We start from the raw sequence: 19,605 nt of genomic DNA on the forward strand, positions 1-19,605 counted from the left end.
TAAATCGGTGATATCACCACATCAACCAGGCGAAAATGCCTGAACTGTTGAATACATTTACATTGAAACAGAGAGAAAGGGAGGGAGAAGTGAAGTGGTGCTGATACCCAGAGTCGAACTGGGGACCTCACCCTTACCAAGGGTGCGCTCTACCAACTGAGCCATATCAGCACGTATTGGAGCGGGCAGCGGGAATCGAACCCGCATCATCAGCTTGGAAGGCTGAGGTAATAGCCATTATACGATGCCCGCATCCTGAAACTCGGCTACCCAGTTCTTTCTGTAACAAAAAAAGAGATTTCTCTCTTTTCTGTTCGAGCTGGTCAATTTTTCCAACCAGCTCCGGCGGCGTTGACGCTGCCAGAAAGTGGTGGTGGGGGAAGGATTCGAACCTTCGAAGTCTGTGACGGCAGATTTACAGTCTGCTCCCTTTGGCCGCTCGGGAACCCCACCGGACTTGATGGTGCCGACTACCGGAATCGAACTGGTGACCTACTGATTACAAGTCAGTTGCTCTACCTACTGAGCTAAGTCGGCATCAAGTAGCGCGCATTCTATGGAGACCTGCGCAGTCATGCAACTAAAAAATTGCATAAAACGTTCTTTCGCTCACATTTTATTCGAAACCAGGGCTAACCGCTGTAAATTCATCCGCTCACGGTTAAAAATTCAACATGAACGCCTGATTTCGGCACGCTATAGCCCCACGTGATACCTGCCCGGTTAAGCATCGCTTTCCCATATTTTTTCTTATTATTCCTCTCATCTGGTGTTAACCTCCTGCCCATTGTCCAAAATTAACTATGTGATGAGCCCGCACCCGCCGTTTCGTGATGGTTCACAGAAGCATGCTTATGAGCAAAAAAGAGCAAACGTTAATGACGCCCTATCTTCAGTTTAACCGTAGCCAGTGGGCAGCCCTGCGTGACTCCGTCCCTATGACACTGACGGAAGGTGAAATCGCACGGCTAAAAGGGATAAACGAAGATCTCTCCCTGGAAGAGGTGGCAGAAATCTATCTCCCCCTCTCTCGCTTGCTTAACTTCTATATCAGCTCCAATTTGCGTCGTCAGGCCGTCCTGGAACAGTTCCTCGGCACGAACGGTCAACGTATTCCTTATATCATCAGTATTGCGGGCAGCGTGGCAGTGGGTAAAAGTACCACCGCGCGCGTGCTTCAGGCGCTGCTGAGCCGCTGGCCGGAACACCGCAGCGTGGAGCTGATCACCACCGACGGCTTCCTGCATCCCAACGAGGTGTTGAAAGAACGCGGCCTGATGAAAAAGAAGGGCTTCCCGCTCTCTTATGATATGCACCGCCTGGTAAAGTTTGTTTCAGATCTAAAATCGGGCGTACCTCACGTTACCGCGCCGGTTTACTCACATCTGATCTACGACCGCATCCCGGATGGCGACAAAACGGTTGTGCAGCCCGACATCCTGATTCTGGAAGGCTTAAACGTCCTGCAAAGCGGGATGGATTACCCTCACGATCCGCATCATGTGTTTGTCTCTGACTTTGTCGATTTCTCAATCTATGTCGATGCGCCGGAAGATTTGCTGCAACGCTGGTATATCAACCGCTTCCTGAAGTTCCGCGAAGGGGCGTTCACCGACCCGGATTCCTACTTCCACAACTACGCCCAGCTCTCTGAAGAAGAGGCTATCAGCGTGGCGACCGGGCTGTGGAATGAGATCAACTACGTCAACCTCAAAGAGAACATCCTGCCGACGCGCGAACGCGCAAGCCTGATCCTCACCAAGAGTGAGAAACACGCCGTCGACCAGATTCGTTTACGGAAGTAGACCTCAGACGTAAAAAAACCGGCTTATCGCCGGTTTTTTTATTTATGCATGCGGCTTTTCGCCGTTTTCATCCTGATCGACCGCGAAGCAGGCCACCAGCTGTCCACCATAATCCTTTAGCTGTGGCTGCAACTGCGTACACGGACCGAAGCGGCGACGGCAGCGGGCGTTAAACGCACATCCCGGCGGCGGGTTAAGCGGGCTTGGCAACTCACCGGTCAGCTTAATGCGCTCCCGGCGGTCATCCGGGTTCAGCCGCGGCGTCGCAGACAGCAGTGCCTGGGTATACGGATGACGCGGGTTAGTAAAGATCTGATCTTTCGTCCCCTTCTCCACGCAGCGTCCCAGATACATCACCATCACCTCATCGGCAATGTGCTCGACCACGGACAGGTCATGGGAGATGAAGACGTACGACAGTCCCAGATCCTGCTGTAAATCCATCATCAGGTTAAGCACCTGCGCGCGAACGGACACGTCAAGCGCTGAGACCGGCTCATCGGCAATCACCACGTCCGGGTCAAGCATCAGCCCACGAGCGATGGCAATACGCTGACGCTGACCACCAGAGAACATATGCGGGTAGCGATCGTAATGCTCGGTTTTAAGCCCCACCTTCGCCATCATCGCCAGCGCTTTTTCACGACGCTGCTCTTTGCTCAGATTGCTGTTAATCAGCAGCGGTTCTTCCAGAATCTGCCCCACTTTTTTACGCGGGTTTAAAGAACCGTACGGGTTCTGGAACACAATCTGGATTTTCTGGCGACGCAGCTTCTGCGCCTGCGGATCGTGCTTGAGCAGATCCTGGCCCTGATAGTAAAGCTCGCCGCCGGTTGGCGTTTCAATCATCGTCAGCAGACGGCCCAGCGTGGATTTCCCACAGCCCGACTCCCCGACGACCGCCAGCGTTTTACCGCGTTCAAGGCTGAAGGAGACGCCGTCCAGCGCTTTTACCAGGCGCTCGGGGGCAAAAATCCCCTTCTTCACCGGGTAATGTTTTTTCAGGTCGATAGCCTGCAACAGCGGCTGTTGCGTGGTGGCCTGGTGCGTACTCATAGTGTTGGCCTCCCGGCATCATCGAGTGGGTAGTGGCATTTTGACTGCCGACCATCGGCCAGCAGATTCAGCTCTGGCTCCTCGGCGCGGCATTTATCTGTCGCATACGGGCAGCGCGGATTCAGCAGGCAGCCATGCGGACGGTCATATTTACCCGGAACCACACCCGGCAGTGACGCCAGACGCGCTTTGTCCTGGGCAAACTCCGGCAGCGCACGCAGCAACGCCTGCGTATACGGATGACGCGGCGCGCGGAAGATATCGTGCGAACTTCCGGTCTCCACCACCTGACCCGCGTACATCACGATGATTTTGTGCGCCGCTTCCGCCACCAGCGCCAGATCGTGCGTAATCAGCACCAGCGCCATGTTCTCTTTCTGCTGCAGCTCCAGCAGCAGCTCGATGATCTGTGCCTGGATGGTCACGTCAAGCGCCGTCGTCGGTTCATCCGCAATCAGCAGCTTTGGCCGACAGGCAATCGCCATGGCGATCATCACGCGCTGGCTCATCCCGCCTGAAAGCTGGTGCGGGTAAACGTCCAGACGCGATGCTGGGTCAGGTATCCCCACCTGGTTCAGCAGATCGATAGCACGCTGGCGACGGGTTTTCTTATTCCCACCCTGATGCACCTTAATCGCTTCCATAATCTGGAAACCCACGGTGTAGCATGGGTTCAGGCTGGTCATGGGGTCCTGGAAGATCATCGCCACTTCCGCGCCCACCAGCTGGCGGCGCTGTTTTTCGGAAATACGCTTCAGATCCTGACCGTTGAACTCCAGATTTTCTGCCATCACGCGGCCGGGGTAGTCAATCAGCCCCATAATCGCCAGCGAACTCACTGACTTACCGGAGCCCGACTCTCCTACAATCCCGACCACTTCGCCCTGATTAACGCTGTAGCTGATACGGTCCACGGCGCGAAACGGTGTGCCTTCGTCGCCAAAGTGCACGGATAATTTATTTACATTTAATAACGCCATCTCGTGCCTCTTACTGCTTCAGTTTGGGATCAAGTGCATCACGCAGACCATCACCCATCAGGTTAAATGCCAGCACCGTCAGCAGAATCGCCAGACCCGGGAAGGTGACGACCCACCAGGCGCTTTGCGCGAACTGCAACACGTCGGAGAGCATGGTGCCCCACTCCGGTGTTGGCGGCTGCGCACCCATGCCAAGGAAGCCAAGAGCGGCCATATCAAGAATGGCGTTAGAGAAACCGAGCGACGCCTGAACAATCAGCGGCGCAAGGCAGTTTGGGAAGATATTGATAAACATCTGACGCATCGCACCGGCACCCGCCACGCGAGAGGCGGTAACGTAGTCGCGGTTCACTTCCACCAGCACCGCCGCACGGGTCAGACGCACATAGTGCGGTAGCGCAACAAACGTCAGCGCAAGCGCGGCGTTACCAATCGACGGACCGAAGATCGCCACCAGCACCAGCGCCAGCAGCAGGCTTGGTAATGCCAGCATAATGTCGACGACGCGCATGATGATGTTATCAACAATGCCGCCGAAGTAGCCTGCCACCAGGCCGAGTACGATCCCCATGATCAGCGACAGTACGACAACGAGGCAGCCAACCAGCAGCGACAGGCGTGCGCCGTACATCAGGCGCGAAAGCACATCGCGACCCACGTCGTCGGTGCCCAGCAGGTGCGCCAGGCTTCCGCCGTCCTGCCATGCAGGAGGTGCCAGCAGCGCATCGCGGAACTGATCAGCCGGGTTATACGGCGCAAGGACGTTCGCAAACACCGCAATCAGGATCATGATGGAAACATACACCAGCCCGACGACCGCGCCTTTGTTGCGCTTGAAGTAGTGCCAGAATTCCTGCATCGGCGTCATTGGCACCGGTGCGGTGACCACTTTATTTTGAGTAACTTGTGACATGATGGCCCCTTACTTCTTATGACGAATACGCGGGTTCACCACGCCGTACAGCAAATCGACCAGCAGGTTGACGAGAATAATCATCGTCGCGACCAGCAGTACACCGCCCTGCACAACCGGATAGTCACGGCGTTGCAGCGCATCAATCAGCCAGCGTCCAAGACCCGGCCAGGAGAAGATGGTTTCGGTCAGGATCGCCCCCGCCAGCAGCGTACCGACCTGCAAACCGATAACGGTTACCACCGGCAGCATAGCGTTTCGCAGGGCATGAATGATGATGACGCGCATACGGGTCAGGCCTTTAGCGCGGGCAGTACGAATATAATCCTCGCCCAGCACTTCCAGCATGGAGGAACGGGTCATACGCACGATCACCGCCAGAGGGATGGTGCCCAGCACCATTGCAGGCAGGATCATGTGCGCAACCGCATCAATGAAGTTGCCCTCTTCGCCCCAGATCGCCGTATCAATCAGCATAAAGCCGGTTAACGGATTGGTGTCGTCAAGGAAAACCATATCGCTGACGCGTCCGGAGACCGGCGTCAGGTTCCACTGCACCGAGACCAGCATGATCAGCATCATGCCCCACCAGAAGATAGGCATGGAGTAGCCGGTCAGTGCCAGGCCAACAGCGGTGTGGTCAAAAATAGAGCCACGTTTAACGGCAGCCAGTACGCCAACGGGGATCCCTACCGCGGTCGCGAAGATCATGGCGCAGATACCGAGTTCCAGCGTCGCTTTAAAGCGAGGTACGAACTCGTCCCACACCGGAAGACGGCTTTTCAGTGAAATCCCTAAATCGCCGTGCAACACGCCCCAGATATAGTGGAGATACTGCTGCCACATCGGCTTATCAAGGCCGAGTTCAGCCAGCAGTTGCGCATGACGTTCAGGGGAGATACCACGCTCGCCCGCCATAATCATCACCGGATCACCCGGGATCATATGGACGAAGGCAAAAGTGAGAAGGGTGATACCGATAAACGTCGGGATAACCAGTCCCAGACGTCGGAGGATGAACTGCAACATAACCCGGATTCTCTCTGATGACGCACACTCAGTGGCGTGACGTCTGTATTGCTCACAAATGTAAATTCCCTCTCCCTGTGGGAGAGGGTTAGGGTGAGGGGGTGCATGCACGCCCCTCACCCCTGCCCTCTCCAGGAGGGAGAGGGAGAACACCCTACTTATTATTCAACAGACACGTTTTCGAAGTGGTGTTTGCCCAGTGGATCGACCACGTAGCCCTTCACTTCTTTACGCACTGGCTCGTACACGGTGGAGTGAGCAACAATCAGCGCCGGAGCCTGATCGTGCATGACAACCTGCGCTTGCTTATACAGTTCGATACGTTTGTTGTGATCGTCGGTCGCACGCGCCGGCTGGATCAGATCTTCAAACGGCTTGTAGCACCAGCGAGAATAGTTAGAACCGTCTTTCGCTGCCGCACAGCTGAACAGGGTCGCGAAGAAGTTGTCCGGATCCCCGTTGTCGCCGGTCCAGCCCATCATGACCGCCTGGTGTTCACCCGCTTTGGCGCGCTTCAGGTACTCGCCCCACTCGTAGGTCACAATCTTGGCCTGTACGCCAATCTTCGCCCAGTCAGCCTGAACCATTTCCGCCATACGGCGTGCGTTCGGGTTGTAAGGACGCTGTACCGGCATCGCCCACAGCTCAACGGTAAAGCCTTTGTCCTGGCCCGCTTCTTTCAGCAGCGCTTTCGCTTTCTCAGGATCGTAGGTGTAGTCCTTAATGTCGTCGTTATAGCCCCACATGGTTGGTGGGATCAGGTTCTTGGCCGCAACGCCTGCGCCCTGGTAAACGGCTTTGATGATCGCTTCTTTGTTCACCGCGTAGGTCAGCGCCTGACGCACTTTCACGTCATCGAACGGTTTCTTCTCGGTGTTGAAGGAGAGATAACCCACGTTCAGGCCCGCCTGCTCCAGCAGGTTGATATTTTTGTCCTGCTTCATGCGCGCGATGTCAGCCGGGTTTGGATACGGCATCACCTGACATTCGTTTTTCTGCAATTTTGCGTAACGCACGGATGCGTCAGGCGTGATGGAGAAGACCAGACGGTCGATCTGCGGCTTGGTGCCCCAGTAGCCCGGGAAGGCTTTATACAGAATACGGGAATCTTTCTGGTACTGAAGCAGCTGGAACGGGCCGGTACCGATTGGGTTCAGGTCCACTTTTTCCGGAGTGCCGGCTTTCAGCATGTTGTCCGCATACTCTTTAGAGAGAATCGAGGCGAAGTCCATCGCCAGGTCAGCCAGGAATGGCGCTTCCGGACGCGTCAGCACAAACTGGACGGTTTTATCGTCCACTTTTTTCACTTCAGCGATCAGGTCTGGCAGACCCATCCCTTCGAAGTATTCATAGCTGCCGCCAGACACTTTATGGTACGGGTTCTGGGCATTTTTCTGACGGTCGAAGGAGAACACAACGTCGTCGGCGTTAAAGTCGCGCGTAGGTTTAAATTCTTTGCTGTCCTGCCACTTCACGCCCTGACGCAGGTGGAAGGTATAGGTTTTACCGTCTTCGCTGATATCCCACTTTTCAGCCAGGCCAGGAATCACTTCCGTGGTGCCGGTTTTAAATTCAACCAGACGGTTATAGATCGGTACAGAGCTTGCGTCGTAAGTCGTACCAGAGGTAAAGAGCTGTGGGTTAAAGCCTTCCGGAGAGCCTTCAGAACAGTAAACCAGGGTTTTTGCCTGTACGCTTGCTGCAACGGTCATGGCCACCAGGCTCAGACCAAGCTTCAGCATCCCTGACTTCTTCAAGGAAATACTCATTATTGTGCTCCAATGTGATGTTTTGCTTTGTTGTGTTACGCCGCCTGACCTTTATTTATTTTTTACCCGGTCCGGTCGGTGATGCCCGAAGGCGTTAAAAGGGATAGAGAATCCTTTCAGAAGAGCGTTTGAGTTGCAGCGCAGATCCTCCCTGAAATGCCCCTCGTGCCCTACAATCTGTCAACAGAATGTGAAAACGTCAATACAGGTGGCGGGGATTTACTTGGAGTGTGAGAAACCGCAAACAAAGATTAAAAAAACCCTGACCGTGAGTTTTCAGCAGAGAAATTTATGCTACTCGCCATGATGCAGCACAATTATCTTCATATTTCGCAACACTCAGTGATTAAGTTTTATTCAGAATGGGTAAATTTTCTTACAGGATGGTGATTATCTGAGCACTAAATACCGCGAACGTTAAAACGCACAGCGAAAAATGCTGAGGTTATCCATAAGCAACGCGAAAAAAGATCAAACTATATATAAAAAAATACAATGGATTATGTCACAAAACCGCAAGCAGGCAGGGGGAAGCAGGGCTAAGGGGTATTTTGAGGACTCGTGCGGGGTAACGCGTTAATGCAAAAAGGGCTAACCTTGCGGTTAGCCCTTTTTAGAATGTGGTCGGCGAGAGAGGATTCGAACCTCCGACCCACTGGTCCCAAACCAGTTGCGCTACCAAGCTGCGCTACTCGCCGAATGCGGAGCGCATCTTACTGCTGAGGTGCGCCCCCGTCAATCCCTTATTTTCAAAAAGCCATTCAACTGGCGATATTCTCGCCAGACCAGCTACTGCGCGGCTTTTGTGGTGTTATCAGGGAGTTTACACCAGTTGTTGTTTTCGTTAATCCCACCGTTCGGTGAGGTATAGCCGAGACAGCCCATAATGGTGTCGTACAGCTCAACGTGACGGCGCGGTACCTTGATCTCTGCCTGCTGTTTCAGATGGGCAAACATTTTGGCTTTGTCCGGATTTTCCAGGTACTTATCCGACATCCACATGATCATCGGCACGCGGAACTGCTCAGGCGGGGCCAGCTTACGCGGCGTACCGTGTAAATGCTCTTTCTCGTTGATGGACTCGCCGTGGTCGGCCGCGTAGATCACAATCGCTTTCTTATCGCGAAGCTGGTCGATCACCCGACTGAGGAAGGTATCCACATACAGAATCGAGTTATCATAGGCATTGATCAGCTCCTGCTTGCTACAGTTCTTGTTAATGCCGACGCACTCAGGCGTCCATTTGGCGAAATCGCGCGTGTAACGCTGATAGTAGCTGTAGTGTGACCCTTTGGTATGCAGAACAATAAGATGCTTACCCTGCGGATGGTTTTTCAGTGACTGTTCCATCTCAGAGAGCAGCAGCATGTCATCAACGTTCTTTCCGCGGTTACGCGGCTCGGCGCCAATCTGCTCGCGGTAGGCGATGTTATCCGCCATGGTGTTGGTGTAGAACCACATCTCACTTTGCATGGCGAACAGATCGGAGCTAAATCCAAGCTGCTTCAGAACAGCAAACACGTTTTGCTCTTTGAGAGTGCGCTGAGGATTATCACTCGCACCGCCCTCACGAACAAACATACAGCGCAACGAGAGCTTCGTGGCGGTATCGCAGGAGTAGCCGCGGTAAGCTACAAGATTCTTTTCCTGCGCCAGTTTCGGGGTGGTATCGCGGTCATAACCGAGGATACCCATATGATCCCAGCGCGTCGTTTCGCCGATAACGAAGACCACGTAAGTATCATCCAGCCCGTCAGCCGGAGCCTGGTAGGTGAACTTTTTGGTTGGGTTAATCAGCGATTTCACATCGCTGGATTCGTCCGCCTGAGCCCAGGCATAAAGACCTAACGCCGACAGCCAGTTAGACGGCAGATACGAGTTAGCCACCACGCCGCCGTAGCTTGGCATATCCACGCCTGTCGCTTTTTCGATCCTTTTTTGCTGTTTTTCCATCAGGCGAATAGGCGCCCACACCAGCAGACCCGCCAGAAGAACGACGGCGACGTTGCGGATGCGCTGTCCCCGGGTACGCAGCTGGCGTAACAGGGTGTAGCGGCAGGTGTTACTCCAGATAAAGAAGAGCGGGATCAGGCAGGTCAGAATCGTCCACAGGATGAACCCTTGACCCACCACCTCTTTCGAGAGGTCGATGTCCGTGGTCATCACCGAGGCCACAATACCGTAGCCAATGACCACATTCATGAATGTCATGTAATAGCTTGCGGCGGCGGAGATAATCACCACCAGCGAGGCCAGAACCTGCCATGTACGTCTGCCAAAAAGCGAGAGCAGACGTAGCAGGAAGAAGGTCGCCAGAATTGAGCCAAACACTTCAATCGCGGCAAAAATTCCATTTCTTACAGTGAGGTGTTCGAAATAACCTTCCACTCGTCTGAACAGCACCGCGCCATTCAGAAACAAACCGATATAGACAGCCAGCATCAGACACAATCTTTGCTGGGTAAGAGACCTAATATATTTCATGCAAACAACCCTGGGGGAAGGGGTATAAAGACCCGCCGAATCTCAGTGAGAAAGCTGACAGAGTAAGTAGATGCGAGAGAAACCGTTATCAGAAACGTCTACAAGCGCGATAAGTAGACCACAGCAGGAAAGAAAAGTGGCAGCAGAGAATGTGAATCGATGAAGATTTTTACAAAATAGCAAGTCCGGAAGCGATTTAGAAATAAATAAAAGAGGCCCTGCGGCCCCTTTTTATCGAATCATGCATGCGCTTCTTTATATACCTCGCGCTGCGGCTGACGAATCGTGGTGGACAGCGCCAGCGAAATAATCAGCAAGGCAAATATCACGCAGAATGTCACGTAGAAGCCACCAAACAGCGAGGCAATCAGTGAACCGCAAATACTGCCGATACCGAAGCCGAGATAAATCACGCCGTAGTTTTTCGCCAGGTTGTTCAGGCCGAAGAACTCGCTCACCAGCGACGGGAAGACGGTAATAGTGCCGCCAAAGTTAAAGGCTACGCAGGCTATCGCCGCAAAGAATGTCGCCTCGTTCAGCGGAGCGAACAGCAGTGCTGCCATACCCACCAGGGAGATCACCTGCCCCAGCGTAATCACGCGGATCCGGGCGATTTTGTCAGACAAGATACCCAGTACCAGACGACCCGAGAGGTTAGCGATAGAGATGACCGTTACGGCGTTCGCCGCCGTCGCCGCGTCCAGTTTTACCATTCCCTGCGCGATATCTTTCGCCACACCGATGACATACAGACCGCTCATGCAGGCCGTCAGGAACATCACCGCCAGCATCCAGTACTGCGGCTTACGCATGGACTGAGCGAGGGTGAAATCGTTCTCCACCACGCCGTTAACGGTTTTCACTTCCTGCTGCGGCGCATCTTTCATCAGCGTGGCGCCGAAGAGGATCATTACCAGCACAATCACGCCCCAGATCATAAAGGTTTTCTCAAGCCCAACCGAGGCCAGCAGATGCGCATCGATGAATTTGAAGCCGAGGCTGCCCAGGCCATATGAACCAATGGCAAATGCGGAGATAAGCCCTTTACGCTCCGGGAACCACTTCACGCAGTTAGACAGCGTCAGCAGATAACCTGCGCCGTCCGCCAGCCCCACCAGCACCCCGGCGCTCAGCCACAGCATCATCAGGTTGTTAGAATATGCCGTCAGGAAGAATCCCAAGCCCAGCAAGATCCCGGAGGCCATGGTTACACGCTTCACGCCGAAACGTTCCTGAAGTTTGCCCGCCACGGAAGAGGAAATTGCTAACCCAAGACTCAGCAAGCCGAAGGAGAATGCCACCTGGCTTATCGGCGCGCCGAGCTTATCGGACAGGGCGCTGTTAAACAGGCTCCAGGTATAGACCGATCCCAGTGCGAACTGGGTAACGATGGTGCCGAATAGCGTCAGCCAACGCGTGCGGTTATAAGTTGATGTGTTCATGGCAGTGTCCTGCAAGATAAATTATGGAAATTCGCTGAGGACAACGATAAACAAAACCTTTATAGCGTTGGGGAAAAACGGAATGAAATGCAGGAGAGAAGGAATGAAATGCCTGGGATCTGGAATGAATGACCTTGCCGGGGAATGAAGCGCTGTTCTGTTAGTGGGCACTATCGCTCCAGACCCCGTCATAATTGTATTAAATATGTTATCGTATCGTTTAAAAAAATAACAACCCTTAAAATTTGGCGCTCAATCCCAGCGTATATAAATATTCTTCTTCAGTTTGCTGGTTATAGCTGATCTTCGCCCAGGGGTGTAAATCACCATACTGCGTATCAACACGCCAACCCAATGAGTTCACGCTGGCATGCCAGAGGGGATCGGTAAGCGACTGCGTGGTGGTTGTATCCTCAAACGCATTCACCGTTACAGGGGGGGCGCCATCAGTGCGCCACGCCATGACGGGCCCGGTGGTGAAATGTCCCGCCACGGGAAAATTCCAGCCAACGCTCAGAACGGTTTCCGCATCCGAACCGGAGGGATCGTTCAGGGTAAACCCCGTAGCATTCTGCGTGCGGTTAATACGCTCCGCGAGAATATCTTCATAACGAGGTTGGTGATCGGCGTCCCATGTATAACGTTCCGTCGTATTACTTTGTGCATCTGAAACGATATATTCCTGTTGCCACGCAAAAGCGGTGTGACAAAAAAGCAGGCAGACTGAAACACCCACCAGGCCAGAAGCAGCATGGCGACCACTGATTTTTTTTATCATCATCAAAGCGACTCCAGAAAGAGCCGAGTTCGGCGATATATGTCATTGTTCGAAGAGGTATTAGGGCGTATAGCCCTGTATTAACTATTGTCTCTTTAGCAGACACGTCAAGCCGGGCAGATTGAAATTTTTGCGTTTACCGTATCAGGAAGGGAGATGACCTATGCAACGTTGCGGCTGGGTAAGCCAGGATCAGCTTTATATCGATTATCACGACAAGGAATGGGGCGTACCGGAAACCGACGGTAAAAAACTATTTGAAATGATTTGCCTTGAAGGCCAGCAGGCCGGGCTGTCGTGGATCACCGTTCTGAAAAAGCGTGAGAACTATCGCAAAGCCTTCCACCAGTTCGATCCGGCTGCGGTTGCCGCCATGACCGACGACGACGTACAAAAGCTGGTTCTGGATACCGGTATCATCCGCCATCGCGGTAAAATTCAGGCCATTATTGGTAACGCGCGTGCTTATCTGGCGATGGAGCAAAATGGCGAACCCTTTTCAGCATTTGTCTGGTCGTTTGTGGATAACGAGCCGAAGGTGACGCAGGCCGCCACGCTTGCAGAGATCCCAACGTCGACCCCCGCCTCAGATGCCCTGTCGAAAGCGCTGAAAAAACGCGGCTTTAAGTTTGTGGGCACCACCATCTGTTACTCCTTTATGCAGGCCTGCGGGCTGGTCAATGACCACATTACGGGCTGCTTCTGCCATCCGGAGGGCCACCATGATCCGCAAATGGCAAAGTGAGAACACCGCGCCGCTTTTGAGTCTGTGGCTGGAGAGCACCACCGAGGCGCATCCGTTTATCGACGCAAGTTACTGGCAAGCGAATGAAGCGGTAGTGCGGGATGAATACCTTCCCGCCGCCGAGACCTGGGTCTGGGAAGAAAACGGTACCCTGTGCGGTTTTATCAGCGTCATGCAGTTCCAGTTCGTGGGGGCGCTGTTTGTCGCCCCGGCGTTCATCGGAAAGGGGATTGGGCGTGCGCTGCTGAACCACGTACAGCAGCACTACCCGTATTTAACCCTGGAGGTGTACCAGAAAAACGTGCGGGCGGTGAATTTCTATCATGCTCAGGGTTTTCGCATCGAAGACAGCGCCTGGCAGGATGATACCCAACACCCGACGTGGATCATGAGCTGGCAGGCGGATCAAACGCCGTAAGGGTAAGCGCCGGCCCCTCATATTTCTCCACCCATGCCAGCGCCGTATTCCCCGCGCAGCCATTCCCCAGCTTCGAGCTGGGGAGATCTTTGGTCAGCACGTTTACGGCGCCGTTCTTACAAATACCGCCCTCGTCCAGCGCCAGATCCGGCCATGCGCCCTGATGAATGCAGAAAACGCCAGGGCGGATCCCGTCACTCACCACGGCGCCTGCCAGCACCTGCCCGCGCGCGTTCCAGACCCGAACGAGATCGCCGTCGTTAATCCCCCGCGCCTTTGCATCGTCGCTATTCAGCGCGATCGGCTCACGACCCGCCACCGCATACTGCTCGCGCAGAGCCGAATAGTTGAGCTGGCTGTGCAGACGATGGGCAGGATGGGCAGACAGCAGCTGAAGCTGCCCCGGCTGCGCATTGCCATGCCATTCGTCCGGCTCCAGCCACGCCGGATGCGGCGGACAGTCCGCGTAGCCAAAGCTGGCGATGCGTTCGCTGTAGATCACAATCTTCCCGCTTTCGGTTTTTAACGGGTGATTCTCCGGATCGCGACGGAAGTCAGCAAAGCGCACAAACCGCGCGTTCTGCTCGCTTTCTGGCATTTCGAAGAGTTGATTCGCCTCCCAGAACTCAGCAAATGGCGGCAGGGACACGCCCTGCGCAGCCCCGCGCTGGCTGGCAATCTGGTAAAATGTTTCCAGCCATTGCAGATCCGTTTTGCCCTCGGTGAAACGCTCCCGCCCGCCCGCTTCCCACATTTCACTCAGGTCGGCAAAGACGTCGAAATCATCCCGCGCTTCATCCCGGGGAGCCACGACGCGCTTCATCGGCACCATATGCTGGTTGCTGTAATCCCCCGTCATGGTGAGATCGTTACGCTCGAACGAGGTCGTGGCAGGCAAAACGATATCGGCATGTTTCGCTGACGCAGTCCAGAAGCACTCCGAGATCACCACCAGCTCCGGTTTCTGCCAGGCGCGGATTAGGCGGTTGGTATCCTGGTGATGGGTGAAGTTGGCCCCACCCGCCCACCAGATAAACTTAATATCCGGGAAATGGCGATCCTGACCGTTGTGCTGATAAAACCCGCCGGGGTTCTCCAGGGCTTCAACAATGCGTGCCACCGGAATTTTATCCACAGCGTCCACGCCACCCTGCACCGAGCCCTGCATGGACGCCAGCACCGCGGCTTTACGCGTCGGGTTGCCGCCGTTGGCAAAGTGATAGGAAAGGCCAAAACCGCCGCCGGGTGTGCCAATCTGCCCAAGCATCGCGGCGAGCGTCACCAACATCCAGTGCTTTTGCTCGCCAAACTGCTGGCGCTGCATCCCCCAGCCGGACATGAACATTGTGACATGGCTATGGAATAACGCCGCCAGTTCGCGGATTTTAACGGCATTAACGCCGCAAATCGCCGCGGCCCACTCTGCGGTTTTGGCAATACCGTCGCTTTGTCCCGTCAGATAGTCGGCAAATTTATCGAACCCCGTGGTACAACGCGCCAGAAATTCCGTGTCGTGCCAGCCGTTCTCCACCAGGGTGTGGGCGATGCCCAGCATCATCGCCACGTCGGTGCCCATATGCGGCGCGATCCACTCGGCGCTGTCGCCGAAGAAATCCAGGGTTTCAGAGCGCATCGGATCGATACAGATGATGCGCTTGCCGCTTTTGCGCAGCGCATCGAAGTAGGAAACGCCCTGCTCGTCGGACGCATTCCAGGCAATTTTCAGGGTATTGAGCGGGTTGGCGCTCCACAGCACCACCACCTCTGTATGCTCCAGCACCAGCGGCCAGCTGGTCTGCTGTTGATAAACCTCATTCCCGCCCACGACATACGGCATGATTGCCTGCGCCGCGCCGGTCGAGTAATCGCCCAGATGGCCGGTATATCCTCCGGTCAGGCTCATATAGCGTTGCAGCAGGGTTGCAGCCTTATGCAGCACGCCGTTTGAGCGCCAGCCATAGGAGCCGGCAAAAATGGACGACGGGCCATAGCTGTCGCGGATGCGTTTATGCTGCGTATGGATCAGCGCCAGCGCATCGTCCCAGCTCACGCGCACGAACTCATCCTGCCCGCGAATACCCTGCGGTTTATCCGGTGACGCCAGAAAGCCTTTACGCACCATCGGCCAGCGGACGCGGGTCTTGCTGTGTACCTGATCGCGAACGACGGTCTGTAAAGAGTTGAGATGGCGCGAAGGCAAAGCCCCGCGAGACGACAGCACAGTGTCGCCATCGGTTTCGACCAGCATCGGCCCCCAGTGGGCGGCGGTCAGAATGGTTTTTGTTGAGGTGCTCAAAGCGTGCGCTCCTGGTTGCGTGCAGGTGTTTCGGCCTTTCATTGAGGCAATTTATCGTTTGTGACAAATTTCAGAGTTATACACTGAATTTTCTCCGTATCCGGACGTCATAATCCACTGCCACGTCCGTCGTGGCAAAGAATAAAAAGGATTAAGGAAATAAGATGAAAAAACGCGTACTCGTTATTGCCGCTCTGGTGAGCGGCGCACTGGCTGTTTCAGGCTGCACAACCAACCCTTACACCGGTGAACGCGAAGCGGGCAAATCCGGCATTGGCGCGGGTATTGGTTCCCTGGTAGGCGCTGGCGTTGGCGTACTCTCCTCCTCCAAGAAAGATCGCGGCAAAGGTGCGCTGATTGGCGCAGCGGCAGGCGCAGCCCTGGGCGGCGGCGTGGGTTATTACATGGACGTGCAGGAAGCAAAACTGCGTGACAAAATGAAAGGTACGGGCGTGAGCGTGACGCGCAGCGGTGACAACATCATCCTGAACATGCCAAACAACGTGACCTTTGACAGCAGCAGCGCGACGCTGAAACCCGCAGGCGCGAACACCCTGACCGGCGTGGCCGCAGTGCTGAAAGAGTACAATAAAACTGCCGTGAACGTGATTGGTTACACCGACAGCACCGGCAGCCAGGATCTGAACATGCGTCTGTCGCAGCAGCGCGCCGATTCCGTGGCCAGCTCGCTGATCACCCAGGGCGTAGAAGCGAACCGCATCCGCACCAGCGGCATGGGTCCGGCTAACCCGATCGCCAGCAACAGCACGGCGGAAGGCAAAGCGCAGAACCGCCGCGTTGAAATTACGTTGAGTCCTGTGCAGTAGGTAAAAGCAAAACGGCAACCCCGTTGCCGTTTTAGTATTTGCGCCCTCTCCTGTAGGAGAGGGTTGGGGTGAGGGCATCAGACCGCCACCCGGCAAATTGCTTGATTCGCCAGATTTTCCCGCTAAGGTATTCTCACTAAATTCAGGGAAATCAGCGATGATCAAACCAACCCGGGCCACCATCAGCGACGTGGCGAAAGCCGCCAAAACCGGTAAAACCAGCATTTCACGCTACCTCAACGGCGAGAAACACCTGCTGTCCGATGCGCTGCTGGCGCGGATCGAACAAGCCATTGCCGATCTCGACTACCGTCCCAGCCTGATGGCGCGCGGCCTCAAGCGGGGTCGCACCCGCCTGATTGGGCTTATCATCGCCGATATCACTAACCCCTACTCCGTTAACGTACTCAGCGGCATCGAAGCGGCGTGCCGGGAAAAAGGCTTTACCCCGCTGGTCTGTAACACCAATAACGAAGTTGATCAGGAGTTGCATTACCTCGATCTGCTGCGCAGCTATCAGGTGGAAGGGATCGTGGTCAATGCCGTCGGGATGCGCGAAGAGGGGCTAAATCGTCTGCAACAATCGTCTCTCCCGATGGTGCTTATTGACCGCAAAATCCCGGAATTTGCCTGCGATGTGGTCGGACTGGATAACACCCAGGCGGCCACCACTGCCACCGAGCACCTGATTGAACAGGGTTTCGAAGCCATTCTGTTCCTGAGCGAACCGCTGGGTATGGTTAACACCCGCCGCGACCGCCTGGCTGCATTTCGCGCCACGCTGGCGCGTTATCCCGGTGTGATCGCCGAAAATGCTGAAATCCCCCTCCATGAAGCCGGACAGCTGGATAATACCCTGCGCCAGTTCCATACCCGCCATCGGGGAATGCGTAAGGCGGTGATCTCCGCTAACGGGGCGCTGACGCTTCAGGTTGCCCGCTCGCTTAAACGCATTGGCCTGCACTGGGGCAGCGACATCGGCTTGCTCGGCTTTGATGAACTGGAGTGGGCTGAACTTGCTGGCGTAGGCATTACCACCCTCAAACAACCCACCTGGCAGATCGGCTATGCCGCGGTTGAACAAGTGGTTCGCCGCATTGAAGGCACCCGCGACGCCGTACGCGAGCAGGTTTTTTCTGGCGAGCTGATCGTTCGCGGCTCTACTGCCCGTTAATTTCCCCTTCGTGACAGCGATCATAAATTCAGCATCCCGATCTTTTCTTTGGAACCGGTTCCATCTAGCGTAATACTATCGATTACGCTCTGGAGTCAGGAAATGAGCAGGAAAATTATGGTGGTCACCGCCGCGTATGGTGCGGATCAGGTGCGACAGGCAGGCGGTCAACGGGCAATGCTTCCCGTGATTGCCGGCGCAGGAGCTGATGGCGTTGAAATCCGCCGAGAGCTCTTCAGCAACGACGAGTTAATGGCCCTGCCTGCGCTGGGCGAGTCCATTGAACTGCTGGGTTTACTGGCGTGCTACTCCGCCCCGGCCCCCCTGCTTATGCCCGATGGAACCCTCAACCCGGATCTTCCGCGCTACCTTAGCGAAGCCAGCGCACTGAACGCGCTGTGGCTTAAAGTCTCGCTGGGTCATTTCAGCGACAAACAACCGCTTGAAGCCCTGCGCGCACTGCTGGATGAAAGCGGCATGACGCTGGTGGTGGAAAACGACCAGACCGACTGCGGGCAGCTCGCGCCGATGCAGCGCTTCAAAGCCGCCTGCCGGGTAATGGCGCTGCCGGTCACACTGACGTTCGATATGGGCAACTGGCTGTGGGTTGGCGACTCCCCGGAAGAGGCTGCACGTCAGCTGGCTCCCGCCGTGAGCTATATTCATGTCAAGGCCGCAGTCCCGCATAAGGCGCAGTTCCGCGCCGTCGCGCCGGATCAGACCGATTCTCGCTGGCGGGATCTGCTTAATCAACTGCCTGCCGACGCGCCGCGCGGTATCGAATTTCCGCTCGAAGGGACGGATCTCACCGCCGTCACCCGCCATTACGTCAACCTGCTGCGCGAGGAGTAAACCATGCACAAGACGCTGGACGTTATCACTATCGGCGAGGCCATGGCGATGTTTGTCGCCACCGAAACGGGCGAGCTGAGCGCAGTGGAGCACTTTATCAAACGCGTGGCAGGCGCCGAGCTGAATGTCGCTACCGGCCTTGCGCGGCTGGGGCTGAATGTCGGCTGGGTGAGCCGCGTGGGCAATGACAGCTTTGGCCATTTCGTTCTCGACTCGCTGAAAAAAGAGGGCATTGATGCCGCAGGCGTCACCCTTGACGGACGCTTCCCGACGGGCTTTCAGCTGAAATCTAAAGTTGAAAATGGAACCGATCCCATCGTGGAGTATTTCCGCAAAGGCTCAGCGGCAAGCCATCTCTCCGTGGATGATTATCACGCCGCGTATTTCTCCTCCGCGCGCCACCTGCACCTGAGCGGCGTGGCGGCGGCGCTCTCGGCCAGCTCGTACGATTTACTCGATCACGCGGCTTCGGCAATGAAAGCGCAGGGCAAAACCATCTCCTTTGATCCGAATCTGCGCCCGGTGCTGTGGAAAAGCGAAGCGGAGATGGCTGAGAAACTCAACCGACTGGCGTTTCAGGCGGACTGGGTTCTGCCGGGCATAAAAGAGGGAATGATCCTCACTGGCGAAAGCACGCCCGAAGGCATTGCTGATTTTTACCTCAACAGAGGGGTAAAAGCCGTGGTGCTGAAAACCGGTGCCGACGGCGCATGGTTTAAAACTGCCGACGGTGAGCAAGGCGCTGTCGCTGCGGTAAAAGTCGACAACGTGGTCGATACCGTGGGCGCGGGCGATGGGTTTGCCGTCGGGGTCATCAGCGCCCTGCTGGAGGGCAAACCGCTGTCGCAGGCCGTGGCGCGAGGCAACACAATTGGTTCGCTGGCGATTCAGGTGCAGGGCGACAGCGAAGGATTACCAACACGAGCAGAGCTCGGCGTCTAAATTCCCTCTCCCCGTAAGAGAGGACCAGGGTGAGGGCAGCAATCCGCACCAGATAATTAAGCCACCGTGTACCCTACAGACAACGGCGGCAACAA

Annotated in this window: 16 protein-coding genes and 5 tRNA genes; 7 read left to right on the forward strand and 14 right to left on the reverse strand. The window is 55.4% G+C overall.

The genetic code is table 11. The features are described 5' to 3' along the window. Window positions 1–95 precede the first annotated feature (95 nt). The 4 genes from SK47_RS00145 to SK47_RS00160 form a co-directional block, all read right to left on the reverse strand. Window positions 96–171: transfer RNA gene (locus SK47_RS00145), tRNA-Thr, on the reverse strand. A gap of 6 nt (window positions 172–177) precedes the next feature. Then, window positions 178–252, reverse strand: a tRNA-Gly gene (locus tag SK47_RS00150). 116 nt (window positions 253–368) lie between these two features. Continuing rightward, window positions 369–453, reverse strand: a tRNA-Tyr gene (locus tag SK47_RS00155). A gap of 8 nt (window positions 454–461) precedes the next feature. Next, window positions 462–537, reverse strand: a tRNA-Thr gene (locus SK47_RS00160). A 317-nt stretch (window positions 538–854) separates the two neighbouring features. Between SK47_RS00160 and coaA the strand changes: the two genes are divergently transcribed. Beyond that, window positions 855–1,805, forward strand: coding sequence for a type I pantothenate kinase (coaA, locus tag SK47_RS00165; RefSeq protein ID WP_015569977.1), 951 nt, complete (start codon window positions 855–857; stop codon window positions 1,803–1,805). Window positions 1,806–1,847: 42 nt separating this feature from the next. Here coaA and dppF read toward each other — a convergent pair whose 3' ends face one another. From dppF to SK47_RS00210, 9 genes are all read right to left on the reverse strand, one after another. Further along, window positions 1,848–2,861, reverse strand: a complete 1,014-nt coding sequence (gene dppF / locus SK47_RS00170; RefSeq protein ID WP_022650198.1) for a dipeptide ABC transporter ATP-binding subunit DppF — start codon at window positions 2,859–2,861, stop codon at window positions 1,848–1,850. Continuing rightward, the gene (dppD, locus tag SK47_RS00175; protein WP_047653590.1) at window positions 2,858–3,841 is read right to left on the reverse strand and encodes a dipeptide ABC transporter ATP-binding protein; all 984 of its coding nucleotides are present in this window, start codon (window positions 3,839–3,841) and stop codon (window positions 2,858–2,860) included. The genes dppF and dppD overlap by 4 nt, the downstream gene beginning before the upstream one ends. 10 nt (window positions 3,842–3,851) lie before the next feature. Beyond that, window positions 3,852–4,754, reverse strand: coding sequence for a dipeptide ABC transporter permease DppC (gene dppC / locus SK47_RS00180; protein ID WP_003862349.1), 903 nt, complete (start codon window positions 4,752–4,754; stop codon window positions 3,852–3,854). Window positions 4,755–4,763: 9 nt separating this feature from the next. Then, the gene (gene dppB, locus SK47_RS00185; RefSeq protein WP_006810536.1) at window positions 4,764–5,783 is read right to left on the reverse strand and encodes a dipeptide ABC transporter permease DppB; all 1,020 of its coding nucleotides are present in this window, start codon (window positions 5,781–5,783) and stop codon (window positions 4,764–4,766) included. A gap of 161 nt (window positions 5,784–5,944) precedes the next feature. Then, complete coding sequence (dppA, locus tag SK47_RS00190) at window positions 5,945–7,552, reverse strand: dipeptide ABC transporter periplasmic-binding protein DppA (RefSeq protein WP_003860756.1); 1,608 nt, start codon at window positions 7,550–7,552, stop codon at window positions 5,945–5,947. A gap of 621 nt (window positions 7,553–8,173) precedes the next feature. Beyond that, window positions 8,174–8,250 (reverse strand) — tRNA-Pro (locus tag SK47_RS00195). A gap of 91 nt (window positions 8,251–8,341) precedes the next feature. After that, the gene (gene eptB / locus SK47_RS00200; protein WP_023323998.1) at window positions 8,342–10,036 is read right to left on the reverse strand and encodes a kdo(2)-lipid A phosphoethanolamine 7''-transferase; all 1,695 of its coding nucleotides are present in this window, start codon (window positions 10,034–10,036) and stop codon (window positions 8,342–8,344) included. 239 nt (window positions 10,037–10,275) lie between these two features. Beyond that, the gene (locus SK47_RS00205) at window positions 10,276–11,478 is read right to left on the reverse strand and encodes an L-lactate MFS transporter (protein ID WP_022650195.1); all 1,203 of its coding nucleotides are present in this window, start codon (window positions 11,476–11,478) and stop codon (window positions 10,276–10,278) included. Between the two features lie 238 nt (window positions 11,479–11,716). Then, the gene (locus tag SK47_RS00210) at window positions 11,717–12,259 is read right to left on the reverse strand and encodes a lipase (RefSeq protein WP_022650194.1); all 543 of its coding nucleotides are present in this window, start codon (window positions 12,257–12,259) and stop codon (window positions 11,717–11,719) included. Window positions 12,260–12,419: 160 nt separating this feature from the next. On the opposite strand from SK47_RS00210, the gene tag reads away from it, so the two are divergent. Both tag and SK47_RS00220 read left to right on the forward strand, forming a co-directional pair. Further along, window positions 12,420–13,001 carry a DNA-3-methyladenine glycosylase I gene (gene tag / locus SK47_RS00215; protein ID WP_022650193.1) on the forward strand — a complete coding sequence of 194 codons (582 nt, stop codon included), beginning with the start codon at window positions 12,420–12,422 and terminating at the stop codon, window positions 12,999–13,001. Next, entirely contained in the window at window positions 12,979–13,419 is a 441-nt protein-coding gene (locus SK47_RS00220) for an N-acetyltransferase (protein ID WP_022650192.1), read from the forward strand. The genes tag and SK47_RS00220 overlap by 23 nt, the downstream gene beginning before the upstream one ends. On the opposite strand, the gene SK47_RS00225 is transcribed toward SK47_RS00220, so the two are convergent. Next, window positions 13,388–15,757 carry a molybdopterin guanine dinucleotide-containing S/N-oxide reductase gene (locus SK47_RS00225; RefSeq protein ID WP_048243295.1) on the reverse strand — a complete coding sequence of 790 codons (2,370 nt, stop codon included), beginning with the start codon at window positions 15,755–15,757 and terminating at the stop codon, window positions 13,388–13,390. The two genes, SK47_RS00220 and SK47_RS00225, sit on opposite strands and share 32 nt — an antisense overlap. A 122-nt stretch (window positions 15,758–15,879) precedes the next feature. Between SK47_RS00225 and SK47_RS00230 the strand changes: the two genes are divergently transcribed. From SK47_RS00230 to SK47_RS00245, 4 genes are all read left to right on the forward strand, one after another. Next, window positions 15,880–16,542, forward strand: a complete 663-nt coding sequence (locus SK47_RS00230; RefSeq protein WP_022650190.1) for an OmpA family lipoprotein — start codon at window positions 15,880–15,882, stop codon at window positions 16,540–16,542. A 157-nt stretch (window positions 16,543–16,699) separates the two neighbouring features. Continuing rightward, on the forward strand, window positions 16,700–17,716 hold the full coding sequence (locus tag SK47_RS00235) for a LacI family DNA-binding transcriptional regulator (RefSeq protein ID WP_015569988.1): 1,017 nt from the start codon (window positions 16,700–16,702) through the stop codon (window positions 17,714–17,716). Between the two features lie 102 nt (window positions 17,717–17,818). Next, window positions 17,819–18,568 (forward strand): sugar phosphate isomerase/epimerase family protein, encoded by a 750-nt coding sequence (locus tag SK47_RS00240; protein WP_048243298.1) that lies wholly within the window; start codon window positions 17,819–17,821, stop codon window positions 18,566–18,568. A gap of 3 nt (window positions 18,569–18,571) precedes the next feature. Beyond that, on the forward strand, window positions 18,572–19,510 hold the full coding sequence (locus SK47_RS00245) for a sugar kinase (protein ID WP_045350332.1): 939 nt from the start codon (window positions 18,572–18,574) through the stop codon (window positions 19,508–19,510). Window positions 19,511–19,605: the final 95 nt, after the last annotated feature.

Source organism: Enterobacter sp. BWH52, assembly GCF_001037565.1.
In the GTDB taxonomy this organism is placed as follows: Bacteria; Pseudomonadota; Gammaproteobacteria; order Enterobacterales; family Enterobacteriaceae; genus Enterobacter; species Enterobacter hormaechei_C.